This window comes from Gemmatimonadaceae bacterium, assembly GCA_016720905.1.
Taxonomy (GTDB): domain Bacteria; phylum Gemmatimonadota; class Gemmatimonadetes; order Gemmatimonadales; family Gemmatimonadaceae; genus Gemmatimonas.
In genome coordinates, this window is record JADKJT010000009.1 from 123,274 (window position 1) to 146,159 (window position 22,886).

Annotated in this window: 23 protein-coding genes; 13 read left to right on the plus strand and 10 right to left on the minus strand. The window is 63.4% G+C overall.

The genetic code is table 11. The annotated features are described in order from the left end of the window. The first annotated feature begins 45 nt into the window (after positions 1-45). The 10 genes from IPP90_10140 (at position 46) to IPP90_10185 (ending at position 12,366) form a co-directional block, all read left to right on the plus strand. Positions 46-2,253 (plus strand): penicillin acylase family protein, encoded by a 2,208-nt coding sequence (locus IPP90_10140; protein ID MBL0171075.1) that lies wholly within the window; start codon positions 46-48, stop codon positions 2,251-2,253. Positions 2,254-2,255: 2 nt separating this feature from the next. Next, positions 2,256-3,413: a M20/M25/M40 family metallo-hydrolase gene (locus tag IPP90_10145; GenBank protein MBL0171076.1), complete on the plus strand. Its 1,158-nt coding sequence runs from the start codon at positions 2,256-2,258 to the stop codon at positions 3,411-3,413. Then, positions 3,371-3,649, plus strand: coding sequence for a hypothetical protein (locus IPP90_10150; protein ID MBL0171077.1), 279 nt, complete (start codon positions 3,371-3,373; stop codon positions 3,647-3,649). Before IPP90_10145 ends, IPP90_10150 begins: the two co-directional genes overlap by 43 nt. Before the next feature lie 47 nt (positions 3,650-3,696). Continuing rightward, entirely contained in the window at positions 3,697-5,172 is a 1,476-nt protein-coding gene (locus tag IPP90_10155; GenBank protein MBL0171078.1) for an FAD-dependent monooxygenase, read from the plus strand. Positions 5,173-5,252: 80 nt separating this feature from the next. Then, positions 5,253-6,950 carry a quinohemoprotein amine dehydrogenase subunit alpha gene (peaA, locus tag IPP90_10160; GenBank protein MBL0171079.1) on the plus strand — a complete coding sequence of 566 codons (1,698 nt, stop codon included), beginning with the start codon at positions 5,253-5,255 and terminating at the stop codon, positions 6,948-6,950. A 74-nt stretch (positions 6,951-7,024) separates the two neighbouring features. Next, positions 7,025-8,449: a quinohemoprotein amine dehydrogenase maturation protein gene (peaB, locus tag IPP90_10165; protein ID MBL0171080.1), complete on the plus strand. Its 1,425-nt coding sequence runs from the start codon at positions 7,025-7,027 to the stop codon at positions 8,447-8,449. A 31-nt stretch (positions 8,450-8,480) separates the two neighbouring features. Beyond that, complete coding sequence (qhpC, locus tag IPP90_10170) at positions 8,481-8,804, plus strand: quinohemoprotein amine dehydrogenase subunit gamma (protein ID MBL0171081.1); 324 nt, start codon at positions 8,481-8,483, stop codon at positions 8,802-8,804. Further along, positions 8,801-9,916 (plus strand): hypothetical protein, encoded by a 1,116-nt coding sequence (locus IPP90_10175; protein MBL0171082.1) that lies wholly within the window; start codon positions 8,801-8,803, stop codon positions 9,914-9,916. The genes qhpC and IPP90_10175 overlap by 4 nt, the downstream gene beginning before the upstream one ends. A gap of 7 nt (positions 9,917-9,923) precedes the next feature. Further along, entirely contained in the window at positions 9,924-11,678 is a 1,755-nt protein-coding gene (locus IPP90_10180) for an ABC transporter ATP-binding protein (GenBank protein MBL0171083.1), read from the plus strand. A gap of 10 nt (positions 11,679-11,688) precedes the next feature. Next, complete coding sequence (locus IPP90_10185) at positions 11,689-12,366, plus strand: S8 family serine peptidase (protein ID MBL0171084.1); 678 nt, start codon at positions 11,689-11,691, stop codon at positions 12,364-12,366. A 235-nt stretch (positions 12,367-12,601) separates the two neighbouring features. Here the strand turns inward: IPP90_10185 and IPP90_10190 are convergent, their stop codons facing one another. The 6 genes from IPP90_10190 to IPP90_10215 all read right to left on the minus strand — a co-directional run bounded on the left by IPP90_10190 (position 12,602) and on the right by IPP90_10215 (position 16,322). Beyond that, on the minus strand, positions 12,602-13,213 hold the full coding sequence (locus IPP90_10190) for a hypothetical protein (protein MBL0171085.1): 612 nt from the start codon (positions 13,211-13,213) through the stop codon (positions 12,602-12,604). Between the two features lie 5 nt (positions 13,214-13,218). After that, positions 13,219-13,419: a hypothetical protein gene (locus IPP90_10195; protein ID MBL0171086.1), complete on the minus strand. Its 201-nt coding sequence runs from the start codon at positions 13,417-13,419 to the stop codon at positions 13,219-13,221. Positions 13,420-13,463: 44 nt separating this feature from the next. Beyond that, on the minus strand, positions 13,464-13,841 hold the full coding sequence (locus tag IPP90_10200) for a hypothetical protein (GenBank protein MBL0171087.1): 378 nt from the start codon (positions 13,839-13,841) through the stop codon (positions 13,464-13,466). 89 nt (positions 13,842-13,930) lie between these two features. Next, on the minus strand, positions 13,931-15,007 hold the full coding sequence (locus tag IPP90_10205) for a DUF1624 domain-containing protein (protein ID MBL0171088.1): 1,077 nt from the start codon (positions 15,005-15,007) through the stop codon (positions 13,931-13,933). Between the two features lie 84 nt (positions 15,008-15,091). Continuing rightward, positions 15,092-15,856 carry an rRNA pseudouridine synthase gene (locus IPP90_10210; protein ID MBL0171089.1) on the minus strand — a complete coding sequence of 255 codons (765 nt, stop codon included), beginning with the start codon at positions 15,854-15,856 and terminating at the stop codon, positions 15,092-15,094. Between the two features lies 1 nt (position 15,857). Then, the gene (locus tag IPP90_10215) at positions 15,858-16,322 is read right to left on the minus strand and encodes an isoprenylcysteine carboxylmethyltransferase family protein (protein MBL0171090.1); all 465 of its coding nucleotides are present in this window, start codon (positions 16,320-16,322) and stop codon (positions 15,858-15,860) included. Between the two features lie 172 nt (positions 16,323-16,494). Here IPP90_10215 and IPP90_10220 point away from each other — a divergent pair, with 172 nt between their 5' ends. From IPP90_10220 to IPP90_10230, 3 genes are all read left to right on the plus strand, one after another. Continuing rightward, a complete protein-coding gene (locus IPP90_10220; protein MBL0171091.1) occupies positions 16,495-17,100 on the plus strand; it encodes a hypothetical protein in 606 nt (201 codons plus the stop codon). A 119-nt stretch (positions 17,101-17,219) separates the two neighbouring features. Then, positions 17,220-18,083, plus strand: a complete 864-nt coding sequence (gene sseA / locus IPP90_10225; protein ID MBL0171092.1) for a 3-mercaptopyruvate sulfurtransferase — start codon at positions 17,220-17,222, stop codon at positions 18,081-18,083. 166 nt (positions 18,084-18,249) lie between these two features. Next, positions 18,250-19,719: a DNRLRE domain-containing protein gene (locus tag IPP90_10230; GenBank protein MBL0171093.1), complete on the plus strand. Its 1,470-nt coding sequence runs from the start codon at positions 18,250-18,252 to the stop codon at positions 19,717-19,719. A gap of 11 nt (positions 19,720-19,730) precedes the next feature. Here IPP90_10230 and IPP90_10235 read toward each other — a convergent pair whose 3' ends face one another. The 4 genes from IPP90_10235 to IPP90_10250 form a co-directional block, all read right to left on the minus strand. After that, positions 19,731-20,483 (minus strand): ABC transporter permease, encoded by a 753-nt coding sequence (locus IPP90_10235; GenBank protein MBL0171094.1) that lies wholly within the window; start codon positions 20,481-20,483, stop codon positions 19,731-19,733. Then, positions 20,480-21,397 carry an ABC transporter ATP-binding protein gene (locus IPP90_10240; GenBank protein ID MBL0171095.1) on the minus strand — a complete coding sequence of 306 codons (918 nt, stop codon included), beginning with the start codon at positions 21,395-21,397 and terminating at the stop codon, positions 20,480-20,482. The genes IPP90_10235 and IPP90_10240 overlap by 4 nt, the downstream gene beginning before the upstream one ends. Positions 21,398-21,475: 78 nt before the next feature. Further along, positions 21,476-21,838: a hypothetical protein gene (locus IPP90_10245; protein MBL0171096.1), complete on the minus strand. Its 363-nt coding sequence runs from the start codon at positions 21,836-21,838 to the stop codon at positions 21,476-21,478. After that, a complete protein-coding gene (locus tag IPP90_10250) occupies positions 21,835-22,854 on the minus strand; it encodes a family 43 glycosylhydrolase (protein ID MBL0171097.1) in 1,020 nt (339 codons plus the stop codon). The genes IPP90_10245 and IPP90_10250 overlap by 4 nt, the downstream gene beginning before the upstream one ends. Between the last annotated feature and the right edge of the window lie 32 nt (positions 22,855-22,886).

A 22,886-nucleotide genomic window follows, 5' to 3' on the forward strand; every position in this document is an offset into this window, starting at 1 on the left:
CTTCGCACGGCCCCCGTGCGCGCCCCACCCCCGATTGGTCTCCCGATGAAGAAACTCGGCCTCCTCCTGATCACGGCGTTTACGGTCCACACGCCGTCCCAGCCCAATGCCGCCGATCGCGCCCGCTGGCAGGCGCATGCGGCCGCTGTCACTATCACCCGCGACGACTGGGGCATTCCGCACGTGCGCGGCAAGACCGACGCTGACGCGGTGTTTGGCGCGATGTACGCGCAAGCCGAAGACGACTTCAACCGCGTCGAGGCCAACTTCATCACCTCGCTCGGCCGGTCGGCCGAGGCGGAAGGGGAGAGCGCCATCTATCGCGATTTGCGGATGAAGCTGTTCATCGATCCCGATTCCATGAAGAAGATCTATGCGTCAAGCCCGCCGTTTCTGAAGACGCTGATGGTGGCGTGGGCCGATGGACTGAACTTCTACCTCTCGAAGCACCCTGAAGTGAAGCCACGGGTGATCGCGACGTTCGAGCCGTGGATGGCGTTGTCGTTCAGCGAGGGCAGCATTGGCAATGACATCGATCAGGTGAACGTCTCGCAGTTGCAGGCATTCTACGGCAACGGGCCGGTGAAGGTGAGCAGCATGACGCCGGGCAGTGACTTCGACCGGGCGGCGCGCCGGGCCGATGCTGCGCGCGCGGTGGAGGATGCCGTGGAGAAGGAGCCGTCGGGTTCCAATGGCATGGCCGTATCACCCAAGAACACGACAGCCGGGCGCGCCCTGCTGCTCATCAATCCGCACACGTCGTTCTTCTTTCGCGAAGAGCTGCAGATGACCAGCGACGAAGGGCTTGACGCGTATGGCGCGGCCACCTGGGGTCAGTTCTTCATCTATCAGGGCTTCAATCGCACGGCGGGGTGGATGCATACCACGAGTGCCGCCGATCGCACCGACGAGTTCATTGAAACCGTGGCCCAGAGCGGTGACAAGTTCACGTATAAAGTGGGCAACACCGTGCGCCCACTGCTCGCGAAGACCATTGCCGTGCCGTACAAGTCGGGCAGCGGCATGGCCGAGAAGAAGTTCGTGGTGTACTACACGCACTTCGGTCCCATTGTGCGGTCGACGGGCGGCAAGTGGGTAGCCATCCGCATCATGCAGGAACCACTCAAGGCGCTGACGCAGAGCTACACGCGCACGAAGGCGAAGAATCTGGCGGAGTTCCGGAAGACGATGGATCTGCACACCAACTCGTCGAACAACACGTTGTATGCCGATGCGGACGGCAACATTGCGTATCTGCATGCAAACTTCATTCCGCGTCGCGACACCACGTTCGATTGGCGGCAACCGGTGGACGGCAGCAATCCGGCCAGCGAGTGGAAGGGGTTGCTGTCGTTCGAAGAAGAGCCGAACGTGGTGAATCCGGCCAGCGGATGGGTGTACAACTCCAACGATTGGCCCTGGGCGGCGGCGGGACCCAGCAGTCCGAAGCAGTCGGCGTTCCCCAGGTACATCGATAATGGGAGCGAATCGCATCGTGGCCGGCACGCGGTGATGGTGCTGCAGAACAAAAAGGACTTCACGATGGCCGGGCTGCGCGACGCCGCGTATGACACGTACCTGCCGGGTTTCGAGAAGTCGATTCCGGCGCTGGTGAAGGCGTGGGATGAGGCGCCGGCCGATAACGCACTCAAGGCGAAGCTGGCCGATCAGGTGGCGTTGCTTCGCCAGTGGGACCTGCGGTGGAGCGCGACGTCAGTGCCGACGTCGTTGGCCATCTACTACACCAGCGAAGTGAGCCGCCTTGGGGGCCGCGGTGGTCGTGGCGCGGCGGCCACGGAACCCACGGGCGCGCAGATGCTGCAGGCGCTTGATGCGGCGTGTGCGAAACTCACCGCGGATTTCGGCAAGTGCAATACGCCGTGGGGCGATATCAACCGGTTCCAACGCTTGAACGCCAACATCGAGTCCAGCTTTGACGACAAGGCACCCAGCACGCCAGTGGGGTTCCCGTCGGCCAACTACGGCTCGCTGGCATCGTTCGGCGCGCGCGCGTATCCCAACACCAGGAAGTGGTACGGGACCAGCGGCAACAGCTTTGTGGCGGTGGTGGAGTTCGGGAAAGACAGTGTGCGGGCGCGGGCGGTCACGGCTGGTGGCCTGAACAGCGTGATCGGATCGAAACACTTCAACGATCAGGGTATACGCTACTCGACTGGAGATCTGCGCGAGGTGTACTTCTATCCCAACCAACTCAAGGCGCACACCGAGCGTGTGTACAAGCCGGGGAATTGAGCATGCGCCACCTGTCGCTTCCTGTATTTGGCTCCCGCAGGCCGGCGCTTGCCGTCGGTCTGGTGCTCGCTCTCGTGCTGACGGGCCGTGCGCAAGCGCAGCGCGCGCCGGCGCCAGACGCCGACCCGCGCATTGCGAAACTGGTGGCGTCGGTGTCGGAGCAGCGACTGCGCGAACTGGATACCAAACTGGTGTCGTTCGGCACGCGTATGACACTGTCCGACGCCACGTCCACCTCGCGTGGCATTGGCGCGGCGCGCCAGTGGATTCACGATGAACTCAAGCGATCAAGCCCGCGACTGCAGGTGTCGTTCGACACTCATCAAATCGCCCAACAGGGACGCATTACGCACGATGTAGAACTGCGCAACGTCATGGCCGTGCTGCCCGGTCGTTCACCGCGTCGCATCTACATTACCGGTCACTATGACAGCGTCAATTTGGGACGCGGTGGACAGACGGCGCTGAATGCCGGCACGGCCACCAATACGCAACCGGCCGTGGATGCCAGCAACAACGATGCGCCGGGCGCCAACGACGATGGCAGCGGCACGGTGCTCACCATGGAGTTGGCGCGCGTATTCGCGGAGAGCGGCATTGAGTTCGATGCCACGCTGGTGTTCATGTGCTGGGCCGGGGAAGAGCAGGGGTTGATTGGCTCCATGGCGCACGCCCAGACCATTGCCGCCGACAAGGTGGTGGTGGACGCCAACTTCAACAACGACATCGTGGGCAACAGCCTGGGTGGCAACGGCCAGATCGATGCCAAGAGCGTGCGCATCTACTCGCTGGGTCCCGAAGACAACATGTCGCGCTCACTGGCGCGCTACATCGAGCGTGTGGCGGCCGTGTATGTGCCGTCACATCGCATTCGGTTGATGGCACGCGAGGACCGCTTTGGTCGCGGCAGCGATCATTCGTCGTTCACGGCCAATGGATTTCCTGCCGTGGTGTTCCGCGAGGCGAATGAGAATTTCGGGCGACAGCACAACGCGGAAGACAAGCTGGAGGGCGTGGATTTCCGCTATCTGGCCCAGAACGCCCGCGTGAACGCCGCCAGTGCCGCCTCGCTGGCCTTGGCGCCCTCGGCGCCGCGCGTGACCAACGAACGGGCGCGGTGCAACTCACACGCAATCCGTCGGGGTATGACGCCAACCTGAGCTGGGTGGCCGTGTCGGGTGCGGCAGCCTATCGGCTTTACTGGCGCGACACGTGGAGCAACAGCTGGGAGCATTCACAGGTGGTGGGCAACGTCACCCAGTTCGTGTTGCCGGGACTGTCCATCGACGACTGGGTGTTTGGCGTCGCGGCCATTGGCGCAGACGGCAACGAGAGCCTGGTGAGCGCTTATGTGTCGCAGGTGCGGACGATGAATCCGGTGAAGATTGCCAAGTAGTCTTCACTTCGCTCCTAGATCCTCCGCCAGCATATTCCGCGCGTGACGTGAGCGCCATCGAGGTGACCGTCCTTGGCGGCGGCCCGGCGGGCACCGCCGCGGCGCGCATGCTGGCCCTCTGGGGCCATCGCGTGCTGTTGCTCACGCGACCGCCACGAGGGCCGGCACTGGCCGAGTCGCTCACGCCCAGTTGCGGCAAACTGCTTGAGCGCATTGGCGTGCTTGACGCGATCAACCGCGCCGGGTTTGTACGCTCTACCGGCCACACGGTGCAGTGGGGCAACACCGATGCGCGGGTCGAGATGTTCGGCTCGGGTGAAACCGGATGGCAACTGTTGAGCAATGATCTCGATCGCGTACTGCTGCTCAAGCGCAGGCGGCGGGGCGCCATGGTGCACCGGCACGCCAATGTGCGTCGTGTGGAGCAGGGCGACGATGGCGAGTGGCGTATTGGCTACGAGGAACGCGGTGTGATGCGCCACATCTCGTCGCCGTGGGTGATTGACTGTACGGGACGATCCGGGTTGATGTCGCGCGCCAATTCCGGGCGCGTGGCCGCCGGCGCGCGTACCATGGCGATTGTGGGTGTGTGGGAGCGTCGTCCGCACTGGGATTTGGCCAACGACTCGCATACGTACGTGGAGAGTTATCCGGGGGGCTGGGCGTGGTCGGTGCCGGTGTCGCGTATCCGGCGTCAGGTCACCGTCATGTTGGACCCGTCGCGCACCGATGTCGCGCAGGGACGGCGTCTGCCGCTCACGTATCGCGACGAACTGGCGCGCACCTCGATGATTCGCGCGATGACCGAGCGGGCGCGTCCCATCGGTGCCCCGTGGGCGCGCGACGCGTCGTCATACGCGTGCGACGGACCGACACGCGAGCGCCTGCTCGTGGCGGGCGATGCGGCGTCATTCGTCGATCCGTTGTCGTCATTCGGCGTAAAGAAGGCGCTCGCGTCGGGCTGGCTGGCTGCGGTTGTGGCGCACAGCGTGCTGGCGGACGCCACCATCGGAGCTCCGGCCATGTCGCTGTTTGCCGCGCGGGAACAGGCCATGGTATCGGGCTTGCGGCGTCAACTAGGCGAACTGGCGCGGGAAGCGGCCGATGCCCACCCTGCCGGGTTCTGGGGTACGCGGGCGGGAACTGACGTGATGACCGAAAGCGGTGATCCGGATGTGGCGGCGCTTCGCGGTGATGCGGACGTGATGGCTGCCTTTGACGCGATTCGCCGGGCCGAGGTCCTTCGCCTGCGCGCGGCGTCTGGCGTCATGCAGGTGGCTCAACCCGTGGTCGATGGGCACCTGGTGGTGTTGCGAGACCATCTGGTGGTCCCGGCATTTCCCGGGGGCATACGCTATCTGCGCAACGTGGACCTCGTGGCGCTGGCCCGGCTCGCCCCCCGTTTTGCCGAGGTCCCGGCGCTCTATATGGCCTACTGCGCCGAAGTCGGTGGAGCGCCCATCGCGGACGTCCTTGGTGCACTGTCAGTGTTGGTCGGCAAAGGGATGCTCCGTCTTGCTTGACACCCTCTGTTCATGGGCGTAAGCTCGCCGAGCATATTGAGTTGCCCTCAGCACGACAACGCTCCCACCGCCTCTCTTCGATGACTGTTCGTCACGATCTGCGCTTTGCCCTCCTTGCCGTGAGTCTTGTGGCCTCCAGCGCCTTGGCGCAGGGTGGTCGTTCCGGTGGCGGGGCATCGCGCGACACGACTCGCGGGTTCGTGATCAACGAGCCGAGCATCGTCAACAATTGCACGGAATGTCACGCGCGCGATTCGAGCGGCATCATCCAGCGCCTGTCATACCTGCGCAAGACGCCGGAAGGCTGGGAGATGACCGTACGCCGCATGGCGTCGCTCAACAAAGTCAATCTCAAGCCTGATGATGCGCGCGCCATTGTGCGGTATCTCAGCAACACACAGGGCCTCGCCCCGGCCGAAGTGCTTCCGGGGCGCTTCGACGCCGAACGTCGCATGATCAGCTATCAGTATACGGGTGACGCGACCACCAATCGCGTATGCCGGTCGTGTCATTCCATGGGACGGGCGGTGCTGCAACGTCGCACCCGTGGGGAGTGGGAGCTGTTGGTGGCGACGCATCGCGGACTTTACCCCAATTCCGATTTTCAGGCATTCCGTCGTGGCGGACCACCGCCGCCGGATAGTGCGGGAGCTCCGCAACCCATGGATGTCGCGATCGGGCATCTGTCGCGTGTCTTTCCTTTGAAGACACCGGAATGGACCGCGTGGACAGCGACGATGCGCGCACCGAACATTGAAGGGTCGTGGTTTGTGAGCGGCACGGAGGCAGGGAAGGGCGCGTTCTTTGGACGCACCGTGGTGGCGAAGGCACCAGGCAAGGACGACGAGTTCACCACGCGCACGACGCTGCGCTACGCCAGGGACGGCAAGGTGGTCACGCGGACTGGCAAGAGCATCGTCTACACGGGATTCCAGTGGCGTGGCCGTTCCACCGAGAGCGCGGCCGATACCGGCATGCGCGAAGTGATGTTCATTGAGCCCGGGTGGCAGGCCATGTCCGGCCGCTGGTACAAGGGCGGCTACGACGAGATCGGCATGGACGTGTCGTTCTCGCGCGTCACCGGCGGCGTGATGGTGGGCGGCGTGTCGAACCGAGGACTCAAGTCGAATACGAAAGGTCAGGATCTCACGATCTTCGGTGACAATTTCCCGGCACAGGTGCAGCCGGGAACTCTTGATTTTGGTCCCGGAGTGCGCGTGGCGAGTGTGGTGCGGTCCACGCCCGACTCCATCGCACTCAAGGTGGATGTGGATTCCGGAGCAGCAATTGGCCCGCGCGATGTGTTCGTGGCTGGCGCCTCAAGTCGCGCTGCTGTCGCCGTGTATGACAAGGTGAGTCGTATCAAGGTGACGCCGCTGGCGGGATTGGCACGCACCGGCGGTGTGGGCTTCCCCAAGCAGTACCAGCAGTTCGATGCCATGGCCGTCAGCAACGGTGCCGACAACAAGCCGGATACCAACGACGACTTCGAGATTGGCCTGGTGGATGCCACGTGGAGTGTCGAAGAGTACGGTGTGACCTACTCCGACGACGACGTGAAGTTCGTGTGCAAGATTCACGCGAAAGGCTTCTTCACGCCGGCGCTGGACGGGCCGAATCCGCTGCGCAGCGGCAACCGCAACAACATCGGCGACGTATGGGTGGTGGCCACGTGGCAACCACCCGAGAAAGGCGCGCGTCCCCTGCGCGCGCGCGCGCAGCTGATTGTCACGGTGCCGCTGTACGTGCGTTTCGTGCCAGCCCGCACCGCGCCGTGACCACGGCCATCAAGCCGTCGGCAGCGGCGTCTGTGAAGCCCGCCGTGACGCCCGCGACAAAGCCGACCACGACGATGTTCCGTCGTGGTGAGTATCACCGTTTCGCCGGCGACGGCGCGCCGTATGTGTATCTCGTGCCATCGGCCGCCGTCTTTCGGCTGGACGACATTTCCGTGGCCGTGCTCGATGCACTGGGCGAACGGGACTACGAACCGGCCGATCTCGCGTTGTCGCTCGCGCCGCGCTTCCCCTTGCCCGAGGTGAAGGAAGCGGTGGAAGAATTGGTGCGCGTGCGTGCCATCAAGGCGTTTGAAAAGCGTGTGCCGCAGCCGGGTGCGGATGTCACCGCCGCATCGACGCCAGCCGTTGTCCCACCGCCGCGCAAGCGGGTGCCGCTCACCACGCTGGTGGTGAACGTCACCAGCAAGTGCAATCTCTCCTGCACCTATTGCTACGAATACGGCGAAGACAAGATCACCGAAGCGTCCACGAAGCCGCGCTTTATGGACGAGACCACGGCGCGGCAGAGCGTGGACTTCATGTTCGCCGAGTCGGGCGACCAGAAGATGGTGCATCTCACGTTCTTTGGTGGCGAGACGCTGCTCAACTTCAAGGTGCTCAAGAGCGCGCTGGCCTATGCGCGGGAACGGGGGGCCGAGTTGGGCAAGGCGGTGGACGTGAGTCTTACCACCAACGGCACGCTGCTGCGCACGGAAATCATCGACTGGCTGGTGGAGAACGATGTCGGGGTTACGGTGTCGATGGATGGTGCCAAGGAGCAGCAGGACAAGTACCGGCTGTTCAGCAACGGCATGGGTTCGTACGACACCGTGGCCCCCAATGTGAAGGAGTTCCTGGCGCGCAAGCCGCGCCGCCCGGTGGGTGCAAGGGTGACGCTCACCAAGCAGAACCTGGATGTGGTCAGCATCTATCGGCATCTGGCCGACGAGATGGGATTCTTCGAGGTGGGTTTCGCTCCGGTGACCACCTCGTGGCAGCGCGACTATGCCATTCAGGATGAAGGCTTCTTTGAGATGCTGGGCCAGTTCAAGTTCCTGGCGGCCGAATATCTCGAGTACGCGCTGGCAGGGAAGCGTCATCGGTTTTCCAATGTGCGTGACACGTTGGAAGAGATTCACAAGGGACTCAGCAAGTCGCACCCGTGCGGTGCGGGCATGGGGTTGATGGGTGTGGCGACCGATGGCGACGTGGCGCTCTGTCACCGCTTCGCCGGATCGGACTCGCACAAGCTGGGCACGGTGACGGGTGGCGTCGATCACGCGGTGCAGGACGACTATCTGGCGCGTCACCACATCGAGAACAAAACCGACTGCAGCACCTGCTGGGCGCGCCCGCTATGCGCCGGCGGGTGCTATCACGAAGCGCACACACGGTATGGCGACACAAGCCAGGCCAACCTGCATTACTGCGAATGGATTCGCAGTTGGACGAACACCTGTCTGGAAGTGTATGCGACGATCGCCGAGCGTCGCCCCTGAGTTCCTTCAGCAGTTTGACTGAGGATCGATCATGGCACGACTGAAAGCCGTAAATCAGAAAGCACGGCGCGTGGACGAGCAGACGCTTGGTCCGCAGGATGTGGTGGGATTGCAGAGCACCGGGCCCAACATTCCCCTGGGATGTTCGTTTGTGTTCTCGCCCGGCTGGGAAGTGGACTCCAGCGGCGGCACGGCGGGCTTGTGCCAGCCGGTGGAGCGCGATCTGTACGATTGCCACATCACCTGCTTCTGGCCGGCGCATGTGCCCGATCTGTACAATCACGCCCCCGATTGGGTGTCCAAGTGCGCATCGGCGCAGAAGGACTGGCGGAAAATCGACCTCATCTTCCCATGAGCCGTACCTCTCGGCGACTCGGCGCGCTGCTGGCCGGCGCACTGTGCGTGGCACCGCTGGCACTGCAGGCACAAGCGGTGCCGGCGCCATCGGGCACGATCTACATGGGCACGTACGCCAACAAGATCCTTGTGATCGATGAGGCGACGTTGACCGTGCGTGACTCCATCCCGATGTCCATCGGCATTCCCGGCGACCTGACCCTCTCCACCAATCGCGCCCACTTTTACGTGGGGAATCCGCGCAGCGACTGGGTGGAGATCGTGGACATTGCCAGTCGCAAGACCACGGGCAAGTTCACGCTCAATACGCCGAACACCACGGTACAGATCGACGGCATGAACGTCGATCCCAAGGAGCGCTTTGCCATTCTGCTGGTGAAGACGTTCACCAAACTGTCCGATCGGTACGAGATCTCCAAGCCGATGCTGCTGCGCTACGATCTGGCGAAGCGGGCGGTCACCGACACCATTGCCTGGCCCAACAACGAAGAGCGCGACTTCGCGCAGATTCTCTTCTCGCCATCGGGCGACCTGATGTACTTCTTCACGTCGGAAGACGTGTTGGTGTACGATGCCGCGACGCTCAAGCAGGTGGACAAGTGGGACTTGTCGCAGAGCTTCTACGAAGAAGGCATGGGTCGCATCAACGCCGGGTTCTTCCAGGACCTCTATGACGAGCCGGGATTTTACACGGGGCTCTTCCGCACGTCCGACCCGGTGAACCATCGGTTATTGATGGGCGTGGCCCGCGTGGACCTGGTGAATCGGTCGGTGGACTTCTACACGCTGGGCCCCAGCGTAGGGACCAGCTTCCGTCTCACGCCCGATCGGAAAAAGGCGTACGGCATTCACTCGGAAGTGGGCAACTACCAGTTCTGGACGTTTGATCTCGAGAACCGGCGTGTGGTGGGCAAGACCGAGTTTCAGGGACGGTCACGCATGGGCCTCACGGTGAGTTCCAACGGCGCATACCTGTACGTGCACGTGGCAGGCAACACCATCGATGTGTACGACGCCGCCACGTTCAAGAAGCTGCGCACGGCCTCATTCGATGCCGACATGACGTCGATGGTGCTGATTCCCACCAAGGCACCCGGCGCCAGTCGCTGAGCAGGTCGTGACGGGTCTGTGGTCGCGCACCGTTGGGCGCCTGATGGCGCCCGACGTGCGACGCGCCCTGGGGTATGTGGCACCGTATCGACGCCCCCTCGTACTGGTGCTGGTCCTGTCGCTGGTGAGCACTGCCCTGGCGCTGTTTTTGCCCTACCTGTTTCGGGCGTTCATCGACCGCGCCCTGGTGGGCAAGGACAGCGCGGCATTGGCCAGAATCGTGGTGCAGTTCTTCGCCATCACCCTGGCCAGCTTTGCGCTCAACGTGATCAGCGGGCTGCGCTACACGAAGGTCTCGGCCGACATCCTGTTCGACATGCGACTGGCCCTGTTTCGCCACCTGCAGGCGCTGCCGCCGCGCTTCTACGCGCACATGCCATTGGGCCAGATCGTGTCCCGGCTCAACAACGACATCGGCGAGATCCAGCGCGTGGCCACCGATGTGGCCCTGTCGTGGGTGAGCAACGTGCTGTTCCTGATTGGCACGGTGGTGATTCTCACCATGCTCGATCCGCTGCTGTTCGCCACCAGTCTGGCACTGCTGCCGGTGGCGCTGTGGGCGCTGGTGCGATATCGCAGCCAGCTTGAGGCGTCCATCACGGTGTTGCGTGAAGAGAGCGCCGGTATCGGCACGTTTCTCATCGATACGCTGCTGGCCATGAAACTCGTGGTGGGGATGAACGCGCAGGAGCGCGAGGTGGTACGCTTTCGCGCGCGCAACGACAGCTTCGTGCGCGCGCTCATGGCGATGCGTCGACTCACCTACTTCGCCGGCGGATTCCCGGGGTTGCTGTTGTCACTGGGCACGGCTGCCGTGTTCCTGGTGGGCGGGTGGCGCGTGATTGGGGGCGCTATCACCATGGGTACCCTGGTGGCGTTCATGGCCTATCAGGTGCGATTGATGGGGCCCATTCAGGGACTGATGGGGCTGTATGCCAGCGTCGCAACGGCACGGGTCTCGCTGCGGCGCGTCCACGAAATTCTCGACGCACCCATCGAAGTGCTGGACGCCCCCGATGCCACACCGATGGCCTCCGCGCGCGGCGCCCTGCAGTTCCGGAACGTGACTTTCTCGTTTGATCGCAAAACACCCGTGCTCGACAACGTGAGCCTCACGGTACAGCCGGGTGAGCATGTGGCCATCGTGGGCCCCAGCGGCGTGGGGAAGAGCACCGTTGCCGACCTGCTGGCGCGACATATGGATCCTGAGCAGGGCATGGTCTGCCTTGATGGGCTTGATCTGACGTCGCTCAAGCTCGCCGATGTGCGACGCCATGTGTTGGTAGTCGATCAAGACCCTTTTGTGTTCAACACCACCATTGAAGCGAATATTCGGTTTGCGCGACCTGATGCCGCACCGGCTGATGTACTGGAGGCCGTGCGGGCCAGTGGCTTGGCCGATCTGGTGGCGAGCGTGCCAGACGGTTTGAACACCATTGTGGGTGAACGCGGTCGCGCGTTGTCGGCAGGCGAGCGCCAGCGACTGGCCATTGCCCGCGCGTTCCTGGCCGATCCCGCGGTACTGGTGTTGGACGAGGCCACCGGCGCACTCGATCCGGCCACTGAAGCGCAGGTGGTGTCGGGTTACGAAGCGGTCATGCGCGGACGCACGACCATCGTAATCACACATCGATTGACACTGGCCCAGCGTGCCGATCGCGTCATTCGGCTGGCCGACGGCAAGATTGCTGATGATGGCACACCGGCGGAGTTGATGACGCGAGACAGCGCCTTCGCCGAGCTGTTTGCCGTTAGCGGATGAGGGTCGCGCCGTGAGCGCCACGCGACTCTCACTGGAACACCCGCTGTTCGCCGGACGAACGGGGCGCGGTGTGCGCATTGCGGTGGTGGACAGCGGTGTTGCACCGGGGCATCCACATGTGGGCGAGCTGGCTGCCGGCGTGTCATTGGTGCTGTCGGTAGGCGATACGCTTGATCGAATCGGTCATGGCACGGCAGTGGCCGCCGCCATCCGGGAAAAAGCTCCCGACGCCGAACTGGTGCCGGTGAAGGTGTTTGACCGTGCGCTTGTTACTGACGCGCGCACGCTGGCCGAGGCCATCCACTGGGCGGCCGATCACGCGTGTCAGATTGTGAATTTGTCGCTCGGCACATCGAACGCCGAACACACGGCGTTGCTGGAGGCCGCGATTGCCTATGCGACGGCGCGCGGCACGCGCGTGGTCGCGGCATTTGAATCGGACGCGGTGCGATGGCTACCGGGATCGCTGACCGGTGCGATTGGCGTGGTGGGGCATGCGGACATCGAACGTGAGGAACTGGTAGCCGCGCTTCACGCGCCGTTCGATCAGTCGCCTGTTGGCGCGTCGATCTATCCGCGTCCTATTCCCGGGGTGCCGCGCGAGCGAAATCTGAGCGGGATATCGTTTGCCGTGGCGAATGCGACGGGGTTTCTGGCGCGAATGCTGGAGTTGCGGAACGACGTGTGAACCGCAGGGGGCGCAGGGGCGCAGGGGGTCGCAGAGGGTGATCGGGGTGCGGGGCACAGCGGGTTGGAACCGCTAAGTGCGCGAAGTACGCGAAGTGAATCCCGCGACTGCCTTGGCGAACTTCGCGCACTTCGCGGTTCCAACCCGCTGTGCCCCTGTGCCCCTGTGCCCTCTGCGTCCCCTGCGGTTCACATGCGGTTCACATGCGGTTCACACGCGGTCTTGGCAAGGCCCCCTACTTCGTGCCGAGCCTGTAACGAACCACCGTCTGCACACCGTCGTCGTCGCGTGCGATGCCGAGCACGTAGTCGGATGCGATTTCCGTCGGTGAGAATCGCGCGGGCATGGTGACATCGCCAAGCCAACGGCCATCGGCGCCGAAGACAGACCAGGTGCTTGGTCCAATGGAGTAGTCGTTCAACGAACCTGCCACCGCGCCGTCAATGGCCCGCGGTGTGCGCACCCAGACTCGGCCAAGGTTGTCTGCCATCAGCGCGGAAAATGCCGGAAGCGTCCTGGCGTAGTTGTCGTCGAGCAGGTCTTTGCGATCGGTGTCCATCGCGCCGGGCTTCCTGCTCCAACGCACCAACCATTCCTCGACAAACGTTGCGATATCTTTCGATGTGATTTCCGGCGGTGTCCACGCCCGACGAATGATCTGCTCGAGTTTGCCCGAGGCGGAGTAGCGACGGACGGCGTACTCGCTGCCGTATCCGAGATAGAACCTGGAGCCCGTGCTGAAGAACACTTCCTCCGCGCCGAGCCAGGGCTTTCCGGGTCCTGTGGATTCGGAAATCATCTCCATGTACGGGTGCTGACCCAATTCGCGCATGACCGTATCTCGCATGTCGACTAGTACGTGCGATGCGGTTGCCACCGACCGCGCCGACAGCGCCCACCGGCGGCCGTATCGGGATACTGATGATCAACCGAACGCCGCCGTTCAGCGAGCATGGCACCTTTGGTCGTTCCGCTGACCCGCATCTCGTTCATGGGCGCCAGGTCTCGCGTGCGCCGGACAAATGCACCACTGGATGTGAACAGGGATATCACCGTGTTCTCGTGCAATACGGCAATCGTATCCCCGGCGAGTCGCGTCAGGCTCCGAATGCTGCGAAAGTCTCCGGGCCCGTCGCCCTTGCCACCAACCGACTTGATGTGCGCACCGTTGGCATCGAAGAACCGAAGCTCGTTGCTGCCCCCGCTGGGAGCACCATGCGCCCGTCGGACAGGCGCGCGGCGCCCTTGACACGGCTCAGCAGGTAGGCGTCGCCGTCACGATCGCCAATCGTGAGCGACGGCACGGTGCCAACATACAGGTGCTGGGCGGGCGTCCACGAAGGCTTGTCGCTGAAGACAATCCGAACACCAGCGCTATCACGGACCACCTGAGCGTGCGCGGCCCCTGGTGCGAGGAGCGCGCTGAGCGCAATCGCGGCTTTGGTGGCGTGGCGTACGCGTTGACCGATGGTCATCGTTGGTTTCGATACCGTGAACAAGAGGGAATGTGAACCACCGGGGGCGCGGGGGGTCAATTCATTTCGGGACAACGTGGCAACGCGCCTTAAAGGAACCGCAACCAAGTGTCCTTGTGTCTCGCCTTTACGTGCATGTACCACTGACAAGGCACGTACAGCATCACCACGGCGACCACGAACACCATATACAACAACCCGAGGCTCCACATGTAGCCGTCCGGCTGCGGCGGTGGTTGCATGGGATGATTGCCGAACAACCACGGCGTGACGCTGCCAGTGCGAACGAGCGATACTGCCAACGCCAGCGTGTGAATGAGCGGAATGTGCAACAAGTAGTAGAACAGCGGCACGCGGCCAAACACGGCCAGTGCGTCAGACATCCACCCGTTTGCGCGCTCGGCTACCGGCAACAGCGCGATGATCGGCCCCAGGGTCATCAACAGGAACAACTGCGACGCGGGATACTTCTGCTGGCCGAGAAAGCGGAACAGGGCAGGAGTGGCATCAGCGGGGGCCGGGCGTATCAACACCATCAGCCCCGCGATCACTACGAACACGGCGGTCGCGCCGAGGCCAATGCGCAGGCAGGTGCGCCGTCGTGCTGCGGCATCCAGCAACATCACGGAGCCGAATGCGTACCCAACGGCCATCACGCCAATCCACGGCACAATGGAATAGAGCACCGCGATTGGGGGTGTGCTGTCGACGGGCCCACCAAAATAGAGAAACTGCCAGATCCATCCCACGGACTGCTTCACCGACTCCGACATGGCGAACGTGGGTACGGCCACCAGCTGTTGGGCAAAGATCACCACCAGCCCGACGAGCGTGATGGTTTTCGTGGAGAAGCGCACCAGACCGGCCAGCAGGACCATGCACCAGCCCAACATCCAGATGACGCCGGCCAGATTGTAGTGCGCGAAGTCGACGTTGAACGTCCAGAGCACGCGAATCACCGTGAGCTCCAGCAATACCAACAGGAGTCCGCGCGTGATGAGAAAGCGCGACAGCAGTCCCTGGTCACCGAGTTTTCGACCGTGCAGGAACGCACCAGTTCCGGCCAGAAAACAGAATGCCGGCGCTACGAAGTGGGTGATCCAGCGTGTGAAGAAAATGCCGGCGGTGTCACCACCTGCAGGCAACCCCTGAATATACCCGCACATGATCAATCGCCATGAGCACCATGGCCAGTCCACGCGTCACATCAAGCGAGCGGAATCGTTCAGAGGATGACATGGCGACACTCGTCAGGGCTGAGTGGTGAACATCTGCACTTCGGTGGGTGTCAGGTGACGCCAGTCGCCTTTGGCCAGTGTGCCAAGCGCCAACGGACCAATCGCAATGCGCATCAGTCGCGCCACCTCAATGTCCAACGCCTCCAGCAGTCGCCGGATGTGCCGGTTCTTCCCCTCGTCCAGCACAATCTCCAGCCACGCGCTGCTACGTGACCCAACCCGCAACAGCGAGACGCGCTTGACCTCGAGACGCTCGCCGGTGGTGGGGTCTACGACACCGGCGGCCACGCGCTGCACCGTTGTGTCGTCCTGCACGCCACGCACCTGCACATGATAGACCTTGTCCACGTGCGAAGCCGGGTCCAGCAGGTGCGCCGACCAGCGCGTGTCGTTGGTCAGCAAGAGCAGGCCTTCGCTGGCCTTGTCCAGTCGACCGACTGGCGCCACGAAGGGCAGCGCACTGTCCGACAGACAGTCGTAAATCGTCGCGCGACCCTGCGGGTCATCGCGCGTGGTCACCAGGCCACGCGGCTTGTTGAGCATGAGATACACGCGGTCCACCCGACCCACGCGCACCGCATCGATGTCGATCACCGCCGTTTCCGGGCGCAGGCGATAGGCCACATCACGCACCACTCGCCCATCGACGCGCACGCGTCCCGCTGCCACCAGCCGTTCGCCTTCGGCCCGCGAACAGATGCCCAGTTTGGACAGGCCGCGCGCGATGCTCACGGTTCCCGTGTCGTGCGGCGTCGCCCGCTTGCGTGAAGGATTCATGTCACAAGATCCACCGTGGAACCGAACGGGCATAGTGGTTCCACGCCTCGCCGTGGGTGCGGGCCAGCCATGGTTCTTCGCCGTAGACCACGCGCAGTTGAAACAGCGCCGCCAACGTCAGTGCATACACCGACAGCGCGGTGGACCGAAACCCGAGCGCCCAGCCGGACACGATGAGCAGCACGCCAACGTACATGGGGTTGCGTGAGTAGCGATACAGCCCCACGACCACCAGCTGTTCCGGCGGTGACCACGGGGCGAGGGTGCCTCGTCCCGTGACATAGAAGTCCCGCACGCACCACGCCAGCACCACGCAGCCAATGACCACCACCACCGCGCCCTCGAGCGCGAGCGGCCGACTGGCGTCGAGCGGACCCACGAGCGCCAGCGGAACCAGAAACGCGACGGTCCCCGGCAGGGCCAGGAAGGCACCCACGGCGCGTACTGGCAGTCCGCCACGTCTCATGGTCGGAAGCTGCGGTCTCGTCCTCGATTGGTCCATAGTCGGGTATTCCCTGACTACGAGGCTGTGCCGTGTTTGGCACCGTTTTGTCACGGGTCCGACGATCCCCGTGGCCATGCGTCGGTGCAGTACGCCTGTGTGGAATCGTTGCGGCACCCGACATCGGGAGGTACCTATGTCGATTCGTACCGTATGCGCAGCGATCGCCGCCATTATCGTGGCATCACCGGTTGCACTGCGCGCGCAGGACGCTGGCGCCGACTTCGCGAAAGCCCGCCAGCAGTTTGTCGCCGGACAGCCCCGGCCCGCCGCCCAGACCCTGTTGGTGGCCAGCCTCCATGTGCGTCAGGAGGTCGGCCGCAGCAAGGATGAAGTGGTAGGTATGCGCCTGCTGGACGCCGAAGGGCAATTGGAGAAGATGGCCGCCGGCATTCGCACAGGGGCGGTGAGCAGCGTCAAGACGCTCGATCAGTCGCTCTCACGGATTGATCGGTTGCTGGCGCAGCATCATCTCCAGCTGGCGTCTGCCGTGATTGCAAAGCCGCATGACAACGAGCTGCCGATGGTCGCACGAGACGTTGACCGTGCCGCGTTCCACTTCGAGCGGTCGATCACGTTGGATGGACATGCGTTGGCGGCCGATCAGACCGCGGCCGTAACGGACGCGCGTGCGCTGGCCAAGGAAATTGAGGGCAGCAAGTCTCTTCCGAAGACGGCCGCGACGGTGGTGGCCGCGCTCGAGCGGCTGGTGGTGGGGACGACGGTGGTGGCGGTGAAGTAGAACTCAGTACCGAGTACCGAGTACCGAGTACCGAGTACCGAGTACCGAGTACCGAGTACTGAGTACCGAGTACCGAGTAGTACTGGGTACTGGGTACCAGTCGCATTAGCTTCGTCTGCATGTCCATCGAATCATTCCCGACGCCGCTGGTATCCACGGCGTGGCTTGCCGCGCACCTCGATCACTCATGGGTCAAGGTGATTGACGCGAGCACGTACCTGCCCAACGCGGGTCGTGACGCGCGCGCGGAGTATCTGGCGGCGCATATCCCTGGCGCGGTCTTCTGCGATATCGGATGGATCAGCGACGAAACGGCGCCATTTCCGCACACGCTGCCCACGGCGCCCGTGTTTGCGGAGCGTATGGGGTCGCTGGGCATCAGCAGCAACGATGCCATCATCGTGTATGATGGCTCCGGACAGAATTTCAGCGCGCCGCGACTGTGGTGGATGTTGCGCGTGTTCGGTCACCATCGGGTGGCCGTATTGGATGGCGGATTGCGCAAGTGGGGGCAGGAAGGGCATGCGGTCGACGCGCACGTCCAGGCCGTGACGCCAGCGACGTTCACGGCACACCTCGACGTGAACCGCGTGCGCGATATTGATGCCATGCGCGCCAACCTTGACACTAGGCGTGAACAGGTTGTTGATGCGCGCTCTCCGGGACGATTCGAAGGTGCCGAGGCCGAACCGCGCGCCGGGGTGCGCGGCGGGCACATCCCGCACAGTGTGAACCTCCACTACGCGCGACTGGTCCGTGATGACGGGACCATGCGCTCAGTCGATGAACTCCGACGCCTGGTGGCGGACGTGGGACTCGATGTCTTGCGACCCATTACGGCCAGTTGCGGCACCGGCGTGACGGCGTGCGCCGTGGCGCTGGCGCTGGAGGTGCTTGGCAAATCCGACACGGCGGTCTACGACGGCAGTTGGACCGAGTGGGGCAGCATGACCGACACACCGGTGGCCACCGGGCCGGCGTAACACGCATTCAACACGTGCGGGCCGATCCGGCGACTGCACAGCAGGACAGGCGCGCGTCCACGCCAGCTGAGCTTGCCTGTCACGTGACTCGTCCGGATATTCACGCGCCGAGTGGGATTGCTCCGTCCGGTGCCACATCGAACGCTTGGTCATAGGGGAACGCCTCATGCGTGTCGTGCGCGCTACCGCCCGTGTCGCTGCCGTCGTCATTGCCGGTGCCATGCTGGCCACCTGTTCAGACGTCAACACGCCAACACGGGTGAACCAGCGGGTGCCAGCCTCACCGCGTCTGGATGTGGTGCCCGGTGTTGATCCGGTGGTGGTGGCCGTTGGCGATGCGGTGTGCGGCACGGGCTCGTCCGCCAGTTCGCCGTGCAAGGACGAGGAGGTCGCGGCTCGCATCAGCGCGCTCACACCGCATGCGGTGCTGCTGCTGGGCGACCTGCAATATGAGAACGGGACCCTCGCCGATTTCAATACCTACTACAACGCATCCTACGGCGCGTTCAAAAGCATCTCCTATCCCGCGGCGGGCAATCATGAGTACAACACCGCCAATGCGAGTGGCTACTACGACTACTTCAATGGCGTCGGTGTCCAGGCCGGCCCCGCCGGCGACAGATCCAAAGGCTACTACAGTTTCAATCTGGGATCGTGGCACCTGGTGGCACTGAACAGCAACTGCAGCGCCATCGGCGGGTGCGGCGCGGGGTCGGCGCAAGAACAGTGGTTGCGCGCCGATCTTGCCGCCAACACCGCGTCATGTACGCTGGCGTACTGGCATCATCCACTGTTCAGTTCCGGCTCGCACGGCAACAACACCATCGTCCAGCCGCTGTATCAGGCGCTGTACGATTACGGAGCGGAGCTGGTGCTCAGTGGCCACGATCACACCTACGAACGTTTCGCACCACAGACCGCCGCCGGCGTCCTCGACAATGCGCGCGGAATTCGCGAATTCGTGGTGGGTACGGGCGGGAAGGAACAGACCGCCTTTTCGACAGTTCGCGCCAACAGCGTGGTGCGGAGCAACAGTTCATTCGGCGCGCTCAAGCTGACGTTGAAGGCCGCTGGATACGATTGGCAGTTCGTGTCGATTCCCGGCAATACCCTGGCTGATGCCGGCAGCGGAACCTGCTCGGCGCCTCTGCCCCCGCCGCCGGCGCAGACGACGCTCACCATTCCGGTATCGGCCGACGCCTACACGTTCAAGAATTCGCCCAACACCAACTACGGCACGCAGACGACGTTGCTGGTGGACGGCTCGCCGGTGGCACGAACGTATTTCAAGTTTGCCGTCACGGGAATCGGAGCGAAGTCGGTGGTGAGCGCGAAGCTGCGTCTGTACGCCGTCGACCCGTCAGACACCGGCGGTCGGTTGCACCGCGTGGCCGGCACGACGTGGGGAGAGACCAGCATCAAGTGGTCCAACGCGCCCGCCTACGACGCGGCGATTGTCGGGACGCTTGGCGCCGTGGTAGTAGGCGCGTGGTATGAGGTCGACGTGAAAGGGTACGTGACCGCCGATGGCACGGTGAGCTTTGCCCTCGAGTCGACCTCTACCAACGGTGCCGACTATCGGTCACGCGAGGGCGGAAGCGGCACAGCACCTCGGCTGGTAATCGTGACGCAGTAAGGGCCACGGCCTTAGCCGAACTGCCGCCCCTCATCCCGTTTGTAGGCCACCAGCGCACAGAGGCCGAACAGTACCGAATAGCCGGTAATCCACAGCAGGTGCGGGGATACGCCGCGCAGATCTCCGCCTCCCATGGCGTTCCAGCCCAACTGCCCCAGATGATACGAGGGCAGCCAGGGTGCGAACTCGCGCACGGCGGGCGGCAGCATCTGGATCGGGATGAACAAACCGGACCCGAATGCCAGCGGCAGGCTGATGAGGTTGGCGATGGGCGCCGCCGCCGATGGACCGACGGAGTAGCCGATCGCCAGTCCGAGCATCACAAACGGCGTCATGCCCAGCACGAGCACGGCCACGAGTTTCGCCCAGACCACGGCACTCAGGGCGATGTGTGCGGTGGCAACCGCAAACCCAAACAGCAACGCCAACGACGCCGCGCCAATGGCAAACGCGTTGATGAGTTTCGCGCCAATGTATGATGGTGCCGACAGCGGTGTCACGCGCAACAGCCGATTCCAGCCGAGCGCCCGCTCACTGGCGATCGACACGCCGAATGAAAAGAGCGCGGTGGTCATCATTGCATAAGCGCCGTACGAAGCCATCAGGTACGCGCCGACGCTGATGTTCCCTGCCGACTGTCTCGCGTTGGGCAGACCGAACAAGGCAAAGAACATGATGGGAAACACCACCGTGGGTACGACAAACGACGGCACACGAATCGTCTTGCGCAATTCGGCGGTGGCAGCGGCACGCAGCATGCTCATGGCTGCACCACGGCGCGTTGCGTGAGGGCCAGGAAGGCCTCCTCGAGCCCAGCATCAATCACTTCCAGGCGTTCAATCGGGGCGCCTTGACGAAAGAGTTGGGCGAGTCCGGCCTCCGGTTGCACCGTCAACACGGTCCAGTACGCGCCGTCGTGTGTCACCCGTTGCACACCCGGCAGCACGTCTAGGTCGGACTGTGTCAGCGTTGGCGCGTAGAAGCGCATATACCGACCGCCAACACGGGCCTTGATGTCGGCGGGCGATCCTTCGGCAATGACACGCCCGTGATCGACCACGATCACGCGATCGGCCAGCGCGTCGGCCTCTTCGAGGTAGTGCGTGGTGAGCACAATGGTGGTGCCGCGGGCCACTTGCCCGCGAATCTCCGTCCAAAAGCGCCGACGCGTCTCCACGTCCAGTGCCACGGTGGGCTCGTCGAGAAATAGCAGGTCGGGTCGGCCCACCAGGGCTACGGCAAAGTACAGTCGCTGCTTCTCTCCACCGGAAAGGGTCGCGACGCGCGCATCCGCCCGATGCGTGAGTTCGGCGATCCCGAGCACGTCAATCACCTCGAGTGGTTTGGCGTACATGGCGCCGAAAAACGACACCACTTCCCGTGCCGTCAGGGTGAGCGGCACGCCGGACTCCTGCAGCATCGCTCCGATGCGTGCCCGTGTGGCAGCAGCTCGAGGATCGGCACCGAATACCCGCACCGTACCGCTGGTGGTGGGTCGAAGACCCAGTAGCAAGGAGATGGCGGTCGTCTTGCCCGCGCCATTGGGTCCCAGCAGCGCCACGGTCTCACCGCGTTGCACGGTGAACGAGACGTTATCCAGTGCGGTGACGTTGCCAAAGCGCTTGGTGGCCTGTTCCAGCGAGACGGCAACATCAGTTGAACGCACGGCGACAGTCATATGGCGAGGGTGATGAGGAAGTGCGTCGCCGTACGTCCGCCGTCATTCGAAAGTTGCAGTGCGATCCGGACGGCTGTGTCAGCGCTCCGGTCGTGTGCGCAGTGCCGACCAGGTCCAGAGCGCGCCCAGGCAATCGACCACGCCAAAACCAATCAGTGCCGCAGGTGCCAGCGAGGCAGCCGCCAACCCCGCGAATCCGACCAGGGCCAGAACGCGCAGCCACACGGTCGCGTGAAAGAACGGCGTGAGTCCGGCGCGGGCCGAGAGCACGTAATACCCGCCCAGAATTCCGACGATCATGCCCAGCACGTGAATCCACGGCTCGGTGGTTGGTGCGATGTGCAGGAGTCCCAGCATCGTGTTGGGGGACACGATGAGCATGGCGGCGGTCGCCATGAGGTACACGCCAAACACCAGGACACTACGCGCGGCTGCGGTCATCGTGGATTACCAGGTGGAATGATGGAATCGGCCGCAACGCCGGCCTTGGTGATCACAATCGGTCGAATCAGTCCGCGCTCGTCGAAATGGAGAAGATCGATACTCACCACTCGATGATTACGATCAGTGTCGCCCAATGGCCGCCGGTGATAGACCATATACCAGTTGGGCGAACCGGGAGCATGCAACACGGAGTGGTGGCCCGCACCGGTGGCGACCGTGGAATCCTGCTGAAGGATCTTGCCGACTCGCTCGAACGGGCCGAAAGGTGAAGAGCCAATCGCATAGGCGACCGCGTAGTTCGGGCCAGTCCATCCACCTTCCGACCACATGAAGTAATAGCGGCCATCCTTCACCAGCATGTAGGCGCCTTCCACGTAGCCTGCCGGCGTGATCTCCTTGAACAGCGATCCGTCGGCAAACGGAACAAAGCCGGTGAAGTCGTCGTTAAGACGCGCGATGTTGCAGTGACGCCATCCACCATAGACGATATACGTCGCCCCGTCTCGATCCTGAAATACCATTTGATCGATGGGCTGGGCCCCATTGTGAAACGCGTCAATGAGCGGCTTGCCGAGGTAATCGAGGTATGGCCCCTCGGGTCGGCGTGCCCGTGCCACACCGATACCGCCGGCCTCACGATCGTTCTGAATATCATTGGCACCGAAGAACAGATAGTACCAGCCCCCCTTCTCGATAACGGACGGTGCCCAGAGCGCGCGCCGCGCCCACCGCACGCCGGCGGTATCCAGCACGTGTTCGTGCTTCACCCAGGTGACGAGGTCCCGGGACGAGAATGCGTCCATGAACGTCTGGCGGTCATAGGACGCCGAGTACGTGGGGAAAATCCAATACTGCCCGCCGAAGACATGGGCTTCGGGATCGGCATACCACCCGGCGAGGATCGGATTCCCCGATCGCGCGGGCTGCGCGCTGGTCGGTTGTGCGAACGACACGAACACGAGCGCCGTCACCACTACGCGATCGATCCGCCGCCATCGGTTGCGTGGTGTCATGGGGTTCGCAAGTGGGTGTTGGACGAGCGCCA

Excerpts from the sequence above, each read along its gene's own strand:
- IPP90_10140 (MBL0171075.1), top strand. The coding sequence starts at position 46 with ATGAAGAAACTCGGCCTCCTCCTGATCACGGCGTTTACGGTCCACACG.
- IPP90_10145 (MBL0171076.1), top strand. The coding sequence starts at position 2,256 with ATGCGCCACCTGTCGCTTCCTGTATTTGGCTCCCGCAGGCCGGCGCTT.
- peaA (MBL0171079.1), top strand. The coding sequence starts at position 5,253 with ATGACTGTTCGTCACGATCTGCGCTTTGCCCTCCTTGCCGTGAGTCTT.
- peaB (MBL0171080.1), top strand. The coding sequence starts at position 7,025 with ATGTTCCGTCGTGGTGAGTATCACCGTTTCGCCGGCGACGGCGCGCCG.
- qhpC (MBL0171081.1), top strand. The coding sequence starts at position 8,481 with ATGGCACGACTGAAAGCCGTAAATCAGAAAGCACGGCGCGTGGACGAG.
- IPP90_10175 (MBL0171082.1), top strand. The coding sequence starts at position 8,801 with ATGAGCCGTACCTCTCGGCGACTCGGCGCGCTGCTGGCCGGCGCACTG.
- IPP90_10190 (MBL0171085.1), bottom strand. The coding sequence starts at position 13,213 with ATGCGAGATACGGTCATGCGCGAATTGGGTCAGCACCCGTACATGGAG.
- IPP90_10200 (MBL0171087.1), bottom strand. The coding sequence starts at position 13,841 with ATGACCATCGGTCAACGCGTACGCCACGCCACCAAAGCCGCGATTGCG.
- IPP90_10205 (MBL0171088.1), bottom strand. The coding sequence starts at position 15,007 with ATGTGCGGGTATATTCAGGGGTTGCCTGCAGGTGGTGACACCGCCGGC.
- IPP90_10210 (MBL0171089.1), bottom strand. The coding sequence starts at position 15,856 with ATGAATCCTTCACGCAAGCGGGCGACGCCGCACGACACGGGAACCGTG.
- IPP90_10215 (MBL0171090.1), bottom strand. The coding sequence starts at position 16,322 with ATGAGACGTGGCGGACTGCCAGTACGCGCCGTGGGTGCCTTCCTGGCC.
- IPP90_10220 (MBL0171091.1), top strand. The coding sequence starts at position 16,495 with ATGTCGATTCGTACCGTATGCGCAGCGATCGCCGCCATTATCGTGGCA.
- sseA (MBL0171092.1), top strand. The coding sequence starts at position 17,220 with ATGTCCATCGAATCATTCCCGACGCCGCTGGTATCCACGGCGTGGCTT.
- IPP90_10230 (MBL0171093.1), top strand. The coding sequence starts at position 18,250 with ATGCGTGTCGTGCGCGCTACCGCCCGTGTCGCTGCCGTCGTCATTGCC.
- IPP90_10235 (MBL0171094.1), bottom strand. The coding sequence starts at position 20,483 with ATGAGCATGCTGCGTGCCGCTGCCACCGCCGAATTGCGCAAGACGATT.
- IPP90_10240 (MBL0171095.1), bottom strand. The coding sequence starts at position 21,397 with ATGACTGTCGCCGTGCGTTCAACTGATGTTGCCGTCTCGCTGGAACAG.
- IPP90_10245 (MBL0171096.1), bottom strand. The coding sequence starts at position 21,838 with ATGACCGCAGCCGCGCGTAGTGTCCTGGTGTTTGGCGTGTACCTCATG.
- IPP90_10250 (MBL0171097.1), bottom strand. The coding sequence starts at position 22,854 with ATGACACCACGCAACCGATGGCGGCGGATCGATCGCGTAGTGGTGACG.